Origin of the sequence: Paraburkholderia kururiensis (genome assembly GCF_034424375.1) — a bacterium.
Classification (GTDB): Bacteria; Pseudomonadota; Gammaproteobacteria; order Burkholderiales; family Burkholderiaceae; genus Paraburkholderia; species Paraburkholderia kururiensis_A.
On the sequence record NZ_CP139965.1, the window covers coordinates 2,812,605 to 2,829,015 of the forward strand.

The following is a 16,411-nucleotide window of genomic DNA, read 5'->3' on the forward strand; positions in this document are numbered from 1 at the left end:
AGGAAACCGCGGCGCCAGCGTCTTGCGTGAAGGCGACGCGTTCTATCGGGCTTGCCGTTCCTGCATGCTGCGATGCGCGATGCACCCTCAGCGCTCGAAGCCGTCTTCGTCGGGCCGTTCGATCAGCGCCGTGGCGCGCGGCTCGTCGGCCGTCAACCGGGTTGGCCGGCCGCCTGCCCCCGCCGCCCCGCCGTGCTGCTTTTCGATCCAGTTGCGGCGGTCTTCGCGCGGCGTCACGCCGAAGCGCTCGCGGTACGCATTCGAAAAATGTGCCGCCGACGAAAACCCGCACGCCAGACTGATCTGCACCACCGACTTGCTCGTGCGCTGCAACTGCGTGCGCGCCTTGGCAAGCCGCAAGCCCAGGTAATACTTCGACGGCATGGACCCGAGGTACTGCCGGAACAGCCGTTCCAGCTGCCGGCGCGATACGCCGACCAGGTTCGCGATCTCGTCCGTGGTGAGCGGGTCTTCGATGTTCGCTTCCATGAGCAGCAGCGCGTCGTTCAGGCGCGGATGCCGCTCGCCGGGCGCCGTCACGAACGGAATGCGCTGACGCTCCTCGCCGCTGCGAATCGCGCCCGTGCCCATCGCGTCCGCAATGCGTTCGGCCAGTTCCGGGCCGTGCTCGCGGCCGATCATCGCCAGCATGAAGTCGAGCGTGGCCTGGCCGCCCGCGCAGGTGGCGCGATCGCGGTCGATCTCGAAGATCTGCTGGGTCACGATGGAGCGCTCGAACTGCTCGGCGAACTGCTGGTAGGCCTCCCAGTTCACGCTCACGCGATAGCCCGACAACTGGCCCGCCATGGCGAGCCACCAGACGCCGTGATGAATGCCCGACACGAGCGGCGTGCGCTGCCCCACGCGCGCGAGGCTCGCGAGAAAGAGCCGGTAGTCGGCGAACTGCTGAAACCGCTCGCTCACGACGATGAGCCAGTCGCACGCGAGCGCGTCGCCGAACGCGGCGTCCGCAGCCCAGTGCGCGCCGCCCGCAAGCGGCACGGGCCGGCCGTCCCACGAGCACACCTGCCAGCGGTACAGCGCGCGGCCGTCGATCTCGTTGGCCAGATTGAGCGTATCGACGATCGGCCCCACACCCGACATCGACACGGGCGGCAAGGCCACGATGGCCACCTGCGTGGTGCGAGCCGGGCTGGACGTGCGGGCCATCGTGAAATCAGCGCGAGTGCGGTGTGGAGTGGAGTGAAAAACGGCGATGGGGAATGTTGCTTAAAAGGCAACGGCAACGGTGGCAACGGCCACCGCCGCGCGCCTTACTTGAGGCTGCCGGAAAGAAACTGGCGCAAACGCTCGCTCTTCGGCGCACCCAGCACGTCGGCGGGCGTGCCCTCTTCTTCGGTGCGACCTTGATGCAGAAACATCACGTGATTCGAGACGTTGCGCGCGAAGCCCATCTCGTGCGTGACGACGATCATCGTGCGGCCTTCCTCGGCAAGCTTCTGCATGACCTTGAGCACTTCGCCCACGAGTTCGGGGTCGAGCGCGGACGTGGGTTCGTCGAACAGCATCACGTCGGGATGCATGGCCAGCGCGCGCGCAATCGCCACGCGCTGCTGCTGGCCGCCCGACAGATGCGACGGATACTGCTTTTCCACGCGCGGCGCGAGGCCCACTTTTTCGAGGTACTCGCGGGCGCGGTCCTCGGCTTCGCGGCGCGGCACGCCGAGCACGTGGATGGGCGCTTCCATCACGTTTTCCAGCACGTTCATGTGCGCCCACAGGTTGAAGTGCTGGAACACCATGGCGAGCTTCGTGCGGATGCGCTGCAACTGCTTGTGGTCCGCCACTTCGAGGTTGCCGTGACGGTCGGCCTTCGTGCGCACGGTCTCGCCGTCCACGACGATCTGCCCGGCGTTGGGCCGCTCCAGAAAATTGATGCAGCGCAGGAACGTGCTCTTGCCCGACCCGCTCGCGCCGATGATGCTGATCACGTCGCCCTTCTTCGCGTTGAGGGTGACGCCCTTGAGCACTTCGTTGTCGCCGTAGCGCTTGTGGATGTCCTGCGCGCTCAGCTTGCAGGTTTCGGTTTGCGTGGTTTGGGGCAAGATGCTCTCCCGTCAGAATGCAGGCCGGTGGCCGTCGAGGCCGGCCGGGTCGACCCGGTGTTCGATGCTTCGGTGTCTTGAATCTCAGTGCCGCGGCACGGCGAGATAGCCGAGCCAGCGACGTTCGGCGCGGCGAAACGCGGCCACGAGCGCGAACGATACGGTGCAGTAGATCAACGCCGCGAGGCCGAATGCCTCGAACGACGCGTAAGTGGCCGAGTTCGCGTCGCGCGCCACCTTGAGCACGTCCGGCACGGTGGCCGTGAACGCGACGGTGGTGGCGTGCAGCATCAGGATCACCTCGTTACTGTACAGCGGCAGGGCGCGGCGCAGCGCGGACGGTAACACAATCCGCCGATACATCGTGAGCCAGCTCATGCCGTAGGCGCGCGCCGCTTCCACCTCGCCGTGCGAGGTGGCGCGAATGGCGCCCGCGAAGATCTCGGTCGTATAGGCACAGGTGTTCAGCGCGAACGCGAGAATCGCGCAGTGAAAGCCGCTGCGAAAGAACGCGTCGAGCACGGCGTGCGAGCGCACGAACTCGAGGCTGTAGAGCCCCGAGTAGATCAGCAGCAGTTGCACGTAGAGCGGCGTGCCGCGAAACACGTAGGTGTAGAGGCGCACCGGCGTGGAGAGCCAGCGCTTCTTCGACACGCGCGCCACGGCGAGCGGCACGGCCATCACGAAGCCGATGCCGACCGACGCCACCAGCAGCCACAGCGTCACGGCGAGGCCCGAGAGGCGCTGCCCGTCCCAGTAGAGAAACGCGCGTCCGAATTGCGTGAGGATTTCGATCATGGTCGCCTGAGCCCTTACAGTTCCGCGTGCCGCACGCCGGTCGAATAGCGCCGCTCGAGCCACAACAGCACGACGTTCGACACCGTCGTGATGGCAAGGTAGATGAGCGCCGCCACGAGGATGAAGAAGAACATGTTGAAGGTGCTCTTGCCCGCGTCCTGCGCGGCCTTCACGACGTCGGCAAGTCCGATGATGGAGACGAGCGCGGTCGCCTTCACGAGTACCTGCCAGTTGTTGCCGATGCCGGGCAGCGCGAAACGCATCATCTGCGGAAAGAGGATGCGCGCGAACACGCGTGCGCCGCTCATGCCGTAGGCGTAGCCCGCTTCGAGCTGGCCGCGCGGTACGGCGAGAAAGGCGCCGCGAAAGGTCTCGGTGAAGTACGCGCCGTAGATGAAACCGAGCGTGAGCACGCCGGCCACGAACGGATCGATGTCGATCTGATCCCAGCCGAGCAGGTCCGTCACGTTGTTCACCGCGATCTGGATGCTGTAGAAGAGCAGCAGCATCAGCACGAGGTCGGGCACCGAGCGGATCAGCGTTGTGTAGGCCGTGCCCGCCGCGGCCAGCGGCCGGTTCGACGACAGCTTCGCGGCGGCGCCCACGAGACCGAGCAACACGGCCGCCGCGAGCGAGAGCACCGAAAGCTCGATCGTCTGGATCGTGCCGGCAAGAAGAATCGGGCCGAAGCCGTACAGGAACACTGGGTTGTCTCCGTAGGTGTTTTGTTCGGGGCAAGCCGCGCAGGTCGGGCCGCGCAGGCCGGGCCACGCAGGCCGCGTAGCCCTCGCCGCAATGGGCCGCCGTCCGGCATGGCGCGGATACTCCCAAGCGAAAATGAATTGCTCAATCGGACGCGGTTGCGATGCTGCAACGCAATAAGTTCGCCTGATGCGAGAGCGGCCTGCCAGGCCGCGCCACGGCGGGCTTCATGCCGCCGTCAAGGGGCGCGTACGCTTGCGGGCGCGCCGCAAATTCGCAAGTTTGGGGTCGCTTTTTCGATAGACCGGGCAAGGAGTGCGGGCCCGCTGGAGAGCCCGCGCCGCCTCCTGTTTTCTGGTTGCCTGGCCTGCCTGCTTTCCAGGCTTCAGCCCCTCACCCGTCCAGCCCCAGCCGCGCGCGGATGGCCGGCATCATGTAGGCCACCGCAGCTTTGCCTTCCTCGATGGCCGGCGCCGCGCGATGAAAATCGAAGATGCCCATGCCGCCCAGGCGCGGCTGGATCATGATGTCCGCGGGCTCGCCCGCAAGACGGCTGCGCGTGATGCGCACCTGCATGATGTCGATGCTCTGCGCAATCGAGTTGAGCAGCGACGGCACGCGCGCGCCCGGCGGGGGCCGCACGCGCACGTCGGTGGTCGGCGGCCCCGGCTGGAGCCAGCGCGGAAACGGCTTGCCGTTGCGGCGAAGCGCGACGGGCGGCGGCGCGTCGGGGTCGGGCACGGGCGTGTCGTCCACGGCACCGCCCAGATCGCGGCCATTGAGGATGTCGTGGTTCAGATCCACGCCGATCACACAGTCCGCACGCAGCGCGCGCGCCGCCGAAACGGGCACGGGATTCGAAAGCCCGCCGTCCACCAGCCACGCGCCGTCATGCCAGATGGGCGTGAAGATGCCCGGAATCGCAATGGAGGCGCGCACGGCGTCCACCACGCTGCCCTCCTGCAGCCAGACCTCGCGCCCCGTATCGAGTTCGGTGGCCACGGCCGTGAACGGCATCTTCAACTCGCCGATCAGGCAACCGTCGAAGCGGTCGGCAAAGAGATTGATGAGCTTGCGGCCGCCCAAGAGGCCGCCGCCCGTGAAGCGCGGGTCGAGCAGGCGCACCACGGCCTGCCACGTGAGCCGGCCCACCCATTCCTCGAGCCAGTCGAGGTCGCCGTTCGCGTACACGGCGCCCACCAGTGCGCCGATCGACGTGCCGCACACGACGTCGGGCTTGATGCCCGCCTCGTGCAGCGCGCGGATCACGCCGATGTGCGCCCAGCCGCGCGCGGCGCCCCCGCCCAGCACGAGCGCGATGCGTGGAGGTCGGAATCTGCGTTGCATGAGTCTGTCTTGTCCTTTTCGGTCGGGCGTCTTTCGCGGCGGGTCTATCGCCAGCACGTCGCCATGCAGGTCGTCCTGCTGGCCGTCCGCATGCCGCCAGTATCGCTAATGTCCGCGGATGATGTCGGAGCGCGACGTGGTCGAAACGCGGCCGTCGGGCCCGAAGTGCACGTTGAAGAACGCTTCTTCGTTGACCCCGCCTTCGCGCCACTTCCAGCTCCACACCGTTTCGGGCTTGAGCGGATACACCGCGATCTCGCCGGGCTTGCCGAGCAGGCGACGCACTTCGTCTTCGGTCATCCCCAGGCGAATCTTCGCGAAGTTTTCGGCCGTGAGCACCTGCGTGATAGCGGCGAGCTTGCCGTCGCGATCGATATCGACCATGTAGGTGTTGAGCCCTTGCGGGCCGCGCGGATATTCGAGGCGCTTCGAGCCGTCGGTAAACACGCGTTCGGTTTCGGGCCGGCCCATCTGGTCGCGCACCTGCTCTTCGGTGGAGACGCCCGGCGTGAGGCCGCGCAGCAGCAGGAAGTCGGGCTTGATGGCGTTGAAGATTTCTTTGAGTTTCTGCACGAGCCAGTCGCCTTCGCGGCTATCGCAGCCGCCTAGCGTGACGCCGGCGGCAAGCGCCGCCGTGAGCATCATGCGCGCAAGCCACCCGCGAGGGTGAGGATTGAACATGGTCGAATGCATGCACGAACGGGCGTGCGCCAAACGCAATGTCCGACAGCATAACCGCGCGCGGGGGAAAACGGCGAGAAGGGACCGGAAGGACTCGAAGCGGCGAACGCTTCAGGCTCGCGACATGCGCAAACCAGGGCGGTGGAAATGGGGTGAGCGCTGGTGACGCACACGGTCAGAGGCGAATGCCTCCGACCTGCGCGCCATCCCCGTGATTGATGGGCCGTCTCACGCGGCTTGCTGGTCCCTCGACTATTCGGTGTGTCTCGGTGGACCACAATCTAGACTCAACGCCGGCATTTATCGAGACCGCGTTTACACCGATTCCGCGGGCCATCCGCGTACACGTCTGCATGCGGATGCAACGCGCTGCGACACATGCGGCAATACATGCGGCAACACACGCCGCCGCACCCTGCCACACGCTGCTCCACATTCAGATCACGAAGAAACCATGTGTGCCGTCGCGCGCGAGTTGCGCCACGAGTCCGCACTCCCATTCGAGGTAGGCGTTCATCGTGTCGCGCGGTACGTCGGTGCCTTCGTAGGGACGCGAATAGTGGTCGATACGCGGCGAGGCGAGGCGCGTCTCGCCTGCTTCGACCGGCAGGTCCGCATCGATCCACGCGGCGGTGCCGCCCGCGAGCACGTGCACGGGCTTGCCGTCCACGAGCGCCGCGAATTCCGGCGCCGCAAAACGCGCAAGCGCGCTCGTGTCGCACGTAAGTACGTAGCGGCGCGCCTGCGGCAATGGATGTACGGCGTCCGCGAGCAGCGACCGAATGGCGAACCACGCGCCCGGAATGTGGCGCTTCACGTAGTTCGTGCTCGCGGCCAGATCGATCACGACCGTGCCCGGCTCGTGCAGCCACGAGGCAAGCTCGGCAGGCGTCACCTCCTGGGCAACCGGTGCGGCGAGCGCGTCGCGCACGGCGGTGGTGAGCCCCTCCTCGCTGAAATCGCCGCGCGTGAGGCCATCGGCCACATAGACTTCCACGCCCATCTGCGCGAGCCACGACGCCGTCATGTTCGCGCGCACGCCGTCGTTGTCCGCGAGAATCACGCGCGCGCCGCGCACGGGCGCGAACACGTCGGTTTCCTGCACGAGCTGGCCGCCCGGCGCATGACGAAAGCCCGGCACGTGGCCCGCTTCGTATTCCTCTTGCGAACGCACGTCGAAGCGATAGATCGTGCGCACGCGTTCGTCGGCCCAGCGGCGTGCCTCGTCGCGCGTCGTGCGGCCTACGCGGGCGCGGTCCGCAAGGGCGCGGGCGCGGTCCGCGGCTTCGAGGCGCAGCACGTCGTCGAGCGCCGTGTCGTAGCGGCGCGCACTCCCGTGCGCGAGCGGCTGCCCCGCCAGGTTCCAGCCGATGGTGCCGTTGCGCAGTGCGCTCACCGGGTTCGGCACGCCGGCATTGATGAGCGACTGCGCACCGATGATGCTGCGCGTGCGGCCCGCGCAATTGACGACGATGTGCGTCGCAGGATCGCGTGCGATCTGCCGCGCGCGCAATACGAGTTCCGCGCCGGGCACGCTGATGCTGCCCGGAATGTTCATGCGCTGGTATTCCTCGAAGCGGCGCGCGTCGAGCACGACGACGTTCTCTTCGCGGTCGAGCATGGCCTGCAGCGTGCGCGCATCGACCGAAGGCGTGCGGCGCTCCGCCCCCACGAGTTCGCCGAACGCCTTGCTGGGCGCGTTGACGTCGCGGAACAGTTCGCCGCCGGCAACGGCCCAGCCCTTCAGCCCCCCTTCGAGCAGCGCCACGTCGGTATAGCCGAGTTCGGCGAAGCGCTGCGCGGCGCGCGCGGCAAGGCCTTCGCCGTTGTCGAGCACGACGATGGGCACCGAGCGGCGCGGCAGGCGCACGGGTGCGTCGAGTTCCAGTCTCGAGAGCGGCAGATTGGCCGCGAAAAGCGGGTGGCCCTGTGCGTGCGGATGCTCCTCGCGCACGTCGAGCAACGCAATTTCGCGTCGTTCGATCAGTGTGCGGCGCACGTCCTGACAAGAACGGGTGTTGAATCGGGTCATGACGCGGAAAGCTCCTTCGAAATGTTCCAGAGAGTCGGCAACACATGCTTCGAAATAGCGGGAGACGAGGTCGGCCTCCGGGCTTGCCTTGGGGTTCTGCTTTGCGGCCTTGCTTTGCAGCCTTGCCTTGCGGTCCTGCGTTGGCCGGTCGGGTCGCAAGAGCACGGCATGGGCACCGCATGGACGCCACGCGTGGCCGCGACGTTTGCACCATCAACGTGAATTCAGAGGGCGCGTGGTCGCAGACGGCGCCGGTCAGCCCCCTTTCTGACGTCGTATGTCACCGATGCGAGGCGTTCAAGCATCGACCATGCCTGTGTGATGGCGTTTTTGCGCACCGTTTTCGCGCGCGGAGAGGCGACGGCGCAGGCACTCGTGCGACAGCTGCGCCGCAATTTCCGCACCGCACCGCAGGGTGCGGGCACAGCCGGAGATGGGCGCGCATATCGTCGCGGATCGCGCGTCGTGTTTCAGGTCAGGAAGGGAATGCTGTCGCGGAAAGCGACATGGAGGGGCACGATCAGCGCCGGAGGGCCACCGAAGTGCAGAGCGCTCGACGAGAGAACGACAGAAAAACTACCGCACGTGCTCGCGAGCGTGCCGTTCGTCGTCGTGGTCTAAGGCGCGTTGCGCGTCGCTGGAGGCCTGCGCACCGCCGTCCGTCGTGCGCGACACATCCGCGGTCGCCGTGGCAACGGCCAGCGCGCTACCCGCCGGCCGCACATGCCGTCGGCCGCGCACGAGTTCCGCCAGTTGCCACGACGCCAACGCCATGCAGCCGAACACGACCTCGCGCATGCGCTTGACGAGCGCGAGCGAAAGCGCCACCTCGTGGTTCACGCCGAACATCTGCGCGAGCAGCACCACGGCGGCCTCCTGGATGCCGAGGCCCGCAGGCACCATGAAGGCCGCGTGGCGCACGGCCTGGGTGAGCGCCTCGATGGCGAGCGCGCCTGCAATGGATACCGGGTGCCCGAGCAGCGCCAGCGCCCAGTAGGTCTCGAGCGCGCCCAGCATGTAGCCACCCAGCTGCCACGCAAACGAGCGGAACAGGAGGCCCGCGCGGCACATCAACGCGTCGATGTCGGCGTCGAGCTTCTTGCCGTCGACGCCCAGCAGGAATGGATGCGCCTCGCCGAGCAGCCGGCCCGCCCAGCGTTCGATGGCGTGGAAGATGCCGCCGCGACGCAGCAGCACCACGGTGATCACCGGCACCGGCAGCGAAAGCAGCAGCGCAAGGCCGATGGCGCGCAGCGAATCCGCGTGATGCGTGCTCGCCACGATCAACACGAGCCCGAGCGCCGAAAACGCGTACTGCACGGCGATGGTGATCAGCACCTCGACGATCACGGAGGCGCTCACGCGGCTCGCATCGCGCACCCGCCAGCGCGCGAGCCGGATGCCGACGATCTCGCCGCCCACGCCCACCGAAGGCAGCAGGCGCGATACGGCTTCGCGCACGGTCGCGATCCACCAGAGGAACGCGAGCGGCGCGCGGCCGCCCAGCAAGAGCCGCCACGCGTGCGCGTCGAGCAACAACGGCAACGCATGAAACGGCACGAGCCACAGCAGCGCGGGACCGGCCTGCCCGATCACGTGCATCACGTCGCGCGCGCCTTCGTGCACGACGAGGGCGATCAGGATCGCGATACCGACGGGAAAGCCCATCCACTTGAGCCATTTCATGACGCTTGCGCTCCTCGCGCGAACACGTCGGCAAAGCCGCCGCGTACCGCGCCCGCCGCGTCGATGGCGGCGGCCACACGCGGCGACAGCAGCGCCGCGAGTTCGTCCGCGTGGCGGTAGGCATGCATGGAGGCCGTGATCGGGCCTTCGCCCGAATCCGCGGGCGCCGCCGGATGGCAGTAGATCTCGCCCACCCCGTCGGGCAGCCGCGCGAGCGTGTCGAGCAGCACCTGCTCGTCCATGCCGCCCGTGTTGGTCATGCCCACCACGTAGTCGTTGTGGTCGATGCCGGCGCGCACGAGCCGTGCCCGCACGAGGTTGATCCACGGCCGCAGCCACGCCGGCGCATCGGCCTCGCACGGCAGGCGCATGGCGCGCATGCCGTAGTCGCGGCCAATCTCGAGAATCAGCGAAAGCACCGTGGGATGCAGATGGAAATGCTTGTGCGTATTGACGTGATCGAGCGTGAGGCCCGTGGCGGCGAACGCTTCGAACTGCGCGCGGATTTCACGCGCGAGCTGGCGGCGCACATGCGGAAGGAAGAAGAAGCGCACGCCGTCCAGCACCATGTTGCTGCCGAAACGGCCGTTGGCGTCGACGAGCGCGGGAATCTGCGCGGGCGGCAGCATGGCGTCGCTGTCCGCGAGCGCGAGGTGCAGGCCCACGCGCAGGTGCGGCAGACGCCGCGCACGCTCCACTGCATCGCGCGCGGCCGGTGCGGCGACCATGAGGCTCGCGGCCGTGAGCACGCCGTCGCGGTGCGCGCGCTCCACGGCCTCGTTCACGCGCTCGTGCAGGCCGAAGTCGTCTGCCGTGATGATCAGCGTTCGGACCCGGCCGGATGGACGCTGCGGCGCGAGCCCGGGGGACTGCATTACGCCTCGTGCGCGCGCAGGAAGCGGAAGAACTCCACGCCTTCGCGCAGACGCCGCTTCATCATGTCCCAGCTCGTCAGCATCTCGCGCACGATTTCCCAGATCTTCGAGGGACGGAAGTAGAACTGGCGATAGAACTGCTCGAGGTGGTGATAGATCTCGTCGCGCGACAGGTGCGCGTAGCCGATCGCCGCGAGCTGCACGCCTTCCTTGCTCACGAGGTTGATGGTCTTGTTCTCTTCCATCCAGCCGTTTTCGACGGCCTGCTTGTAGAGCGTCGTGCCCGGATACGGCGCGGCGAGCGAGACCTGGATCGTGTGCGGATTGATTTCCTTCGCGTACTCGATCGTCTTCTTGATGGTTTCCTGCGTCTCGCCCGGCAGGCCGAGGATGAACGTGCCGTGGATCTTGATGCCGAGCTTCTTGCAGTCCGCGCTGAAGCGGCGCGCGAAATCGGTGCGCACGCCCTTCTTGATGTTCACGAGGATCTGGTCGTCGCCGGATTCGAAGCCGACCAGCAGCAGACGCAGGCCGTTTTCCTTCATGACCTTCAGCGTCTTGTACGGCACGTTCGCCTTCGCGTTGCACGACCACGTCATGCCGAGCTTGCCGAGGCCGATGGCGATGGCTTCGGCGCGCGGCAGGTCGTCGGTGAAGGTGTCGTCGTCGAACATCAGTTCCTTCACTTCCGGCATGTTGTCGCGGATCCACTTCGCTTCTTCCAGCACGTTTTCGACAGAGCGCGTGCGGTAGCGGTGGCCGCTCACCGTCTGCGGCCACAGGCAGAACGTGCAGCGCGACTTGCAGCCGCGGCCCGTGTAGATGGACACGTACGGGTAGTTCAGATAGCCGATGAAGTAGTTGTCGATCTTCAGGTCGCGCTTGTAGACGGGCGCGACGAACGGCAGTTCGTCCATGTTCTCGAGGATCGGACGCGCTTCGTTGTGCTCGATCGAGCCGTCCTTCGCGCGCCAGCTCAAACCCTTGATCTCCGGGAACGGCTTGCCTTCGGCGAGTTCCTTGCACGTGAAGTCGAATTCTTCGCGGCAGACGAAGTCGATGGCGTCGGTGGCCGTGAGCGAATTGTGCGGGTCCACCATCACCTTCGCGCCCACCATGCCGACCAGCATCGACGGCTTCATCTTCTTGAGATCCTGCGCGAACATCGCGTCGGTGGGGAACGACGGCGTGCTCGTGTGGATGATGACGAGGTCGTAGTCGTTGGCGATCTTCAGCGTTTCCTCGACCGACAGGCCGTCGGCCGGCGCATCGACGACGCGGCTGCCGGGCACGAGCGCAGCCGGCTGGGCGAGCCAGGTGGGATACCAGAACGAGCGGATCTCGCGCTTGGCCTGATAGCGCGAACCCGCGCCGCCGTCGAAACCGTCGTAGGACGGCGCCTGCAAAAACAGCGTTTTCATGAATGCTCCGGCAACCTGCGTTGTAACTGAACTCTTGTTGAATGGCGCCCGTACGGGCGTGCCTGCTTTCATCGACGTCGTGCCTCGGCTTCGCGGCGCCCGCCCGCACATGCGATGCGAGCGCCGCAAGGGGCAGCCTACGTCGTCCTGCTTAAACGATGCTGATGGGCGCGCGGCGCGCAGTGCACCGCTGCCTCGTTTTCGGGATCGAACCGAGGGCGACTTGCCTTGGGGCAACCCGCCGCCCTGGCCTTCCGAACGCTTTCCGTCCCGAGGCGTTCGCCCCTTTAGCGGCCGTCCGACACCTCGACCACCGAAGGCCGCGGCTGCGCCGTGACCGGATTGGCCACGGCCATACGGGCGCCGCGCCACACCACATGGGTGCCGAACACCGCGCCGAGCCACTGCAGCGCGAGCAAACCGTCACGCAGCGGCACGAGCGGCAGGTCGCGCCAGAACGCCCGGGCATGCCGCGCGCTGCGGGCATGCAGCAGAACACGCGCGATGATACCCGCAACCGTGCTCGCCACGAGCAGATTCGCCGCAAACGGCTGCCCCGCCATGGCCGCGCTGCCATCGAGCAGCCAGGCGAACAACGCCCCCACGAGCAGCCACGGCGACGTAAAGGTAATGAACAGGAACGCGAAACCGGACGGGTTGACCGAGCGGATGGTACGCAGCCAGCGCGTTTCGCGCAGCCAGAGCGTACGCAGGCTCGGCTCGATCACATCGGTTTCCACCATCACGGGCGCGAGCACCGTGGCGAGGCCTTGCTCGCGAGCGTGTTCGGCCAGCATGTAGTCGTCGGCGAGGCAGTCTTTGAGCGCTTCGAAGCCGCCGATCTTCGCGAGCGTCGAGCGGCGCAGCGCAAGCGTGGCGCCGAAGCCGAAATCGCGCGAACCGGCTGCGTGGGCCACCCGCACCGAGGGCGCGAACCACTCGTTGATGAAGAGCGAACCCACGCGCGGCCAGAAGCCGCCAATGCTCTTCGCGTGGTAAAGGCACGTGACCACGCCCACCTCGGGGTTGGCGAGGGGCGCCGTGACCGTGCTCAGGTAGTCCGGCTCCACTGCGATGTCGCTGTCCGCAATGATGATCGCCTCATGACGCGCGCGCGCCACCATGTTCATGAGGTTGCTGACTTTGAGGTTGCTGCCGTGCACGCGCGGGTCCACCACGAGTTCGATGTCGAGGTGCGGGTAGGCGGCTTCGAGCCGGCGCACCACCGCAATCGCGGGGTCGGCCGGCGACGACACGCCGAACAGCAACTGGAAGCATGGGTGCGACTGCTCGCAGAAGCTTGCAAGGTTTTCGTAAAGACGCGGCTCGGCGCCGCACAGCGGCTTGAGCACGCTGACCGACATCGGCGTTTGCGCGCGGGCGCGCCGCACGGCTTCGCGCGTGAAGCGCGCAGTGCCGAACGACGGCATGGCGAGCGCCGCCACGATGGCATAGAGGGTGGCCACGCAGCACAGCGCAATGGCCAGCCACTCGAAAACAGGCAACGATGGAAGCGTCATTGGCCGCTACCCCGGGCGACACGCCGCCCACGGGCCGCACGGCCGTTCGATGAAACCTTGCTGGGAATGCTGGTACGCACGATCCCGACTCCTTCTGCTTGCGACCCGCACGTGAGCTGCCGCGCCGGCATGGCGCGGGCAGCTTGCCGGGTTGAAGGCGTGCGATCCGCGTTCCCGTAATCGACCGTAATATTGATTCGGCCACCTGACACGCAAATGAAAGCGCAGCGGCGCTCGGTCCTGCCGGATAAGGCGGACGGGCTCGATGCGCTTTCCGTGGCTCGACGGAAAAGGGGCTACGAATACGGGGCAGGTAGGGCAGACGGACTTCACGCTGCACCCTCCTGTTGAATGGCAACCGCACGCCCATTCATGGTGGCGAAATTTTAGCAGGGCCGCGCGTGGCTTGCCTGATGGCCGGCACGAACTGAGGCTTTTACACGACTATTTGCGCACTTTTTACAACGGCGCAATAGCGCGGCGAAATCGGGCGCCATTATTTTCTAAATCCGCACGGATGAAATGTCCGGAAAAAAATGCTGATCCGCATAGGTTGTCGCCTTTATGCCCGGCCGTTTATATCGGCGCACGGCCCTATCCAGCGGTCGTCCCGCCCGGTTGCCACGGCCCGCCGACCCTGACGGCCGCAGGGACATGGGGCGGCCCTCAGCGCAATCGGAGCCGCTTTGGCACAATCGGCTTTCCTTCACCTTGCGCTGCGCCCACCGTTCGCCGGAGCCTCGAGCCGACACGCTTTCGCCCGCGTTGTGCCTGCGGCTCCGCGGCAGTCGACGGCTCGCCTCGCGCACTGCAAACGACCCGGCTCGCCCTTTCCATGATCCCCTTTTCGGTTCTCGACCTCGCGCCCATCGCCGCCGGCTCCACGGCAACCGACGCCCTGCGCAACACGCTCGATCTCGCCCAGCACGCCGAGCGCTGGGGCTACCGCCGCTACTGGCTCGCGGAGCACCACAACATGCCCGGCATCGCGAGCGCCGCGACGTCGGTCGTGATCGGCCACGTGGCCGGCGGCACGCGCACCATCCGGGTGGGCTCGGGCGGCATCATGCTGCCCAACCATGCGCCGCTCGTGATCGCCGAGCAGTTCGGCACCCTCGCCGCGCTCTACCCCGGCCGCATCGACCTCGGGCTCGGCCGCGCGCCCGGCACGGACCAGACCACGGCCCGCGCGCTGCGCCGCGACCTGCAGGCGAGCGCCGATTCGTTTCCGGACGACGTGGTGGAGTTGCAGCGCTACTTCGCCGAACCGGTGCCGGGCCAGCGCATTCGCGCCGTGCCGGGCGCGGGCCAGGATGTGCCGCTGTGGCTGCTCGGCTCGAGCCTCTACAGCGCGCAGCTTGCCGCGGCGCTCGGGCTGCCGTTCGCCTTCGCCTCGCATTTCGCGCCGGACTACCTGCTGAACGCGCTGCGGCTGTACCGCGCGCAATTCCGGCCATCGGCGCAGTTGGCAAAGCCCTACGCGATGGTGGGCGTCAACGTGTTCGCGGCGGAAACCGCCGACGAGGCACGACGGCTTTTCACGTCGCTCCAGCAGCAGTTCCTGAATCTGCGCCGCGGCACGCCGGGGCAACTGCCGCCGCCCGTGGAGACGCTGGAGGCGAACGAACTCGAATTCGCGGGCGTCGCGCATTCGCTCTCGTACTCGGTGGTGGGCGACCGCGACGACGTGCGCGCGGGGCTCGCGTCCATCATCGAGGAAACCCGTGCCGACGAACTGATCATCACGGCGCAGATCTTCGATCACGCAGCGCGGCTGCGGTCGTTCGAGATCGCGGCGCAGGTGCGCGACGAGATGGCGGCGGGTGCGGGTGCCTGATATCGAACCTCAACGCGCCGTCGGCAACCGGGCGAGTCCTTCCAGCAACGCCTTGTGAAACGCCTGCGGATCCTGCATCTGCGGCGCGTGGCCCAGATCGGGGAACTCGACGAGCGTCGCGTGCGCAATGGCGCGCGCGGCCTGCTTCGCGAGTTCGGGGTAGTGACCGATCTTCGCGCGCACCTCGGGCGGCGCGATGTCCTTGCCGATAGCGGTGGTGTCCTTGTCGCCGATCAGTAGCAGCGTGGGCGGCTCGATCAGTCCGAACTCGTAGACCACGGGCTGCGTGTAGATCATGTCGTACAGCAGCGCCGAGTCCCACGCCACCTGCTCCTTCCCCGGCCCGCGATAGAGGCCGGCCAGCATCTGCACCCACGGTTCGAAGTCGCTGCGCCACTCGCCCGCGTAATAGGTGGCCTGCTCGTAGCGGCGAATGCCGTCGGCAGTGGTCTTCAGTTCGCGCGCGTACCACTCGTCCACCGAAAGCGAAGGCACGCCCTTCGCCTTCCAGTCCTCCAGCCCGATGGGGTTCACCAGCACCAGTTGCTCCGTCTCGCGCGGGTACATGAGCGCGTAGCGCACGGCGAGCATGCCGCCCGTCGAGTGCCCGATGACGGTCGCACGCGCGACGCCCAGCGACGCCAGCAAGGCATGCGTATTGCGAGCGAGCTGCTGGAAGCTGAACTGGTAGTGCGCCGGTTTGCTCGACTTGCAGAAACCGATCTGGTCAGGCGCGATCACGCGATAGCCGGCATCGGTGAGTCGGCGAATCGTGCCTTCCCACGTGGCCGCGCAGAAGTTCTTGCCGTGCAGCAGCACCACGGTGCGGCCGTTGGCCTGCGCGGGCCGCACGTCCATGTAGGCCATGTGCAGCGCCACGCCTTGTGACGTGAACTCGAACTGCTGCACGGGCGCGGGATAGTCGAAGCCCTGCAACTCCGGGCCATAGGCGGGGCCGTCGTCGGCAACCGGCGCAGCTGCCGCGAATGCGGGAGACGCGAGCACGGTGCAAGCGGCGATGAAAACAGCGGCGCAAGCGGTGGCACGAGCGGTGACGCGAGCGATGGCACAAGCGACCCACCGCGCAACGCAAGATGCCGCGAACAACCGACGACGCAACACGGCGAGGCAAGAAGGCATGGACATGAAGGCACAGACTCCTGACGAACGACAGCGCGGGCATCAGCCCGACAAGCCGGAACGACCGCGCCGATTCTAGCGGGCATGGCGGACCGCCGCAGCGCCGCGTGTTGCGCCGCAACGCCTGTACGCCGTCGCAAATCCGCCTTTCCGTGCGCAGGCATTCGGTGCTAGAACTAACTGACGTGGCAGCAAGGTAACGAAAACGCGTAACGAAGGCGCACGACAAAACAACGAAACGACGAAACAACGAAGCGCGCCCGACCAGACCGCAAAACAAGAACAACCGGCAGCCGCACCGCCGCA

The 16,411-nt window shown here is 67.0% G+C and carries 13 protein-coding genes; 1 reads left to right on the forward strand and 12 read right to left on the reverse strand.

Translation table 11 applies throughout. The features are described from left to right. Positions 1-87: 87 nt before the first annotated feature. The 11 genes from U0042_RS12550 to hpnI form a co-directional block, all read right to left on the reverse strand. Positions 88-1,170, reverse strand: a complete 1,083-nt coding sequence (locus tag U0042_RS12550; RefSeq protein ID WP_114811052.1) for a GlxA family transcriptional regulator — start codon at positions 1,168-1,170, stop codon at positions 88-90. Between the two features lie 104 nt (positions 1,171-1,274). Beyond that, entirely contained in the window at positions 1,275-2,066 is a 792-nt protein-coding gene (locus U0042_RS12555) for an ABC transporter ATP-binding protein (protein ID WP_114811053.1), read from the reverse strand. A gap of 84 nt (positions 2,067-2,150) precedes the next feature. Further along, positions 2,151-2,864, reverse strand: coding sequence for an ABC transporter permease (locus tag U0042_RS12560; RefSeq protein WP_114811054.1), 714 nt, complete (start codon positions 2,862-2,864; stop codon positions 2,151-2,153). 14 nt (positions 2,865-2,878) lie between these two features. Further along, positions 2,879-3,568 carry an ABC transporter permease gene (locus U0042_RS12565; RefSeq protein ID WP_114811055.1) on the reverse strand — a complete coding sequence of 230 codons (690 nt, stop codon included), beginning with the start codon at positions 3,566-3,568 and terminating at the stop codon, positions 2,879-2,881. Positions 3,569-3,959: 391 nt separating this feature from the next. Continuing rightward, on the reverse strand, positions 3,960-4,913 hold the full coding sequence (locus U0042_RS12570) for a patatin-like phospholipase family protein (RefSeq protein ID WP_114811056.1): 954 nt from the start codon (positions 4,911-4,913) through the stop codon (positions 3,960-3,962). Positions 4,914-5,018: 105 nt separating this feature from the next. Continuing rightward, positions 5,019-5,594 carry a hypothetical protein gene (locus tag U0042_RS12575; protein ID WP_198665306.1) on the reverse strand — a complete coding sequence of 192 codons (576 nt, stop codon included), beginning with the start codon at positions 5,592-5,594 and terminating at the stop codon, positions 5,019-5,021. Between the two features lie 436 nt (positions 5,595-6,030). Next, a complete protein-coding gene (locus U0042_RS12580) occupies positions 6,031-7,626 on the reverse strand; it encodes a rhodanese-related sulfurtransferase (RefSeq protein ID WP_114811057.1) in 1,596 nt (531 codons plus the stop codon). Between the two features lie 576 nt (positions 7,627-8,202). Further along, complete coding sequence (locus U0042_RS12585; RefSeq protein ID WP_114811058.1) at positions 8,203-9,312, reverse strand: lysylphosphatidylglycerol synthase domain-containing protein; 1,110 nt, start codon at positions 9,310-9,312, stop codon at positions 8,203-8,205. After that, complete coding sequence (gene hpnK / locus U0042_RS12590; RefSeq protein ID WP_114811059.1) at positions 9,309-10,187, reverse strand: hopanoid biosynthesis-associated protein HpnK; 879 nt, start codon at positions 10,185-10,187, stop codon at positions 9,309-9,311. The genes U0042_RS12585 and hpnK overlap by 4 nt, the downstream gene beginning before the upstream one ends. Beyond that, complete coding sequence (gene hpnJ / locus U0042_RS12595; RefSeq protein ID WP_114811060.1) at positions 10,187-11,608, reverse strand: hopanoid biosynthesis associated radical SAM protein HpnJ; 1,422 nt, start codon at positions 11,606-11,608, stop codon at positions 10,187-10,189. Before hpnJ ends, hpnK begins: the two co-directional genes overlap by 1 nt. 287 nt (positions 11,609-11,895) lie before the next feature. Then, on the reverse strand, positions 11,896-13,128 hold the full coding sequence (gene hpnI, locus U0042_RS12600) for a bacteriohopanetetrol glucosamine biosynthesis glycosyltransferase HpnI (protein ID WP_114811061.1): 1,233 nt from the start codon (positions 13,126-13,128) through the stop codon (positions 11,896-11,898). A gap of 835 nt (positions 13,129-13,963) precedes the next feature. On the opposite strand from hpnI, the gene U0042_RS12605 reads away from it, so the two are divergent. Beyond that, entirely contained in the window at positions 13,964-14,965 is a 1,002-nt protein-coding gene (locus tag U0042_RS12605) for an LLM class flavin-dependent oxidoreductase (protein WP_114811062.1), read from the forward strand. A 9-nt stretch (positions 14,966-14,974) separates the two neighbouring features. Here U0042_RS12605 and U0042_RS12610 read toward each other — a convergent pair whose 3' ends face one another. Then, positions 14,975-16,111, reverse strand: coding sequence for an alpha/beta fold hydrolase (locus tag U0042_RS12610; RefSeq protein WP_232833374.1), 1,137 nt, complete (start codon positions 16,109-16,111; stop codon positions 14,975-14,977). Between the last annotated feature and the right edge of the window lie 300 nt (positions 16,112-16,411).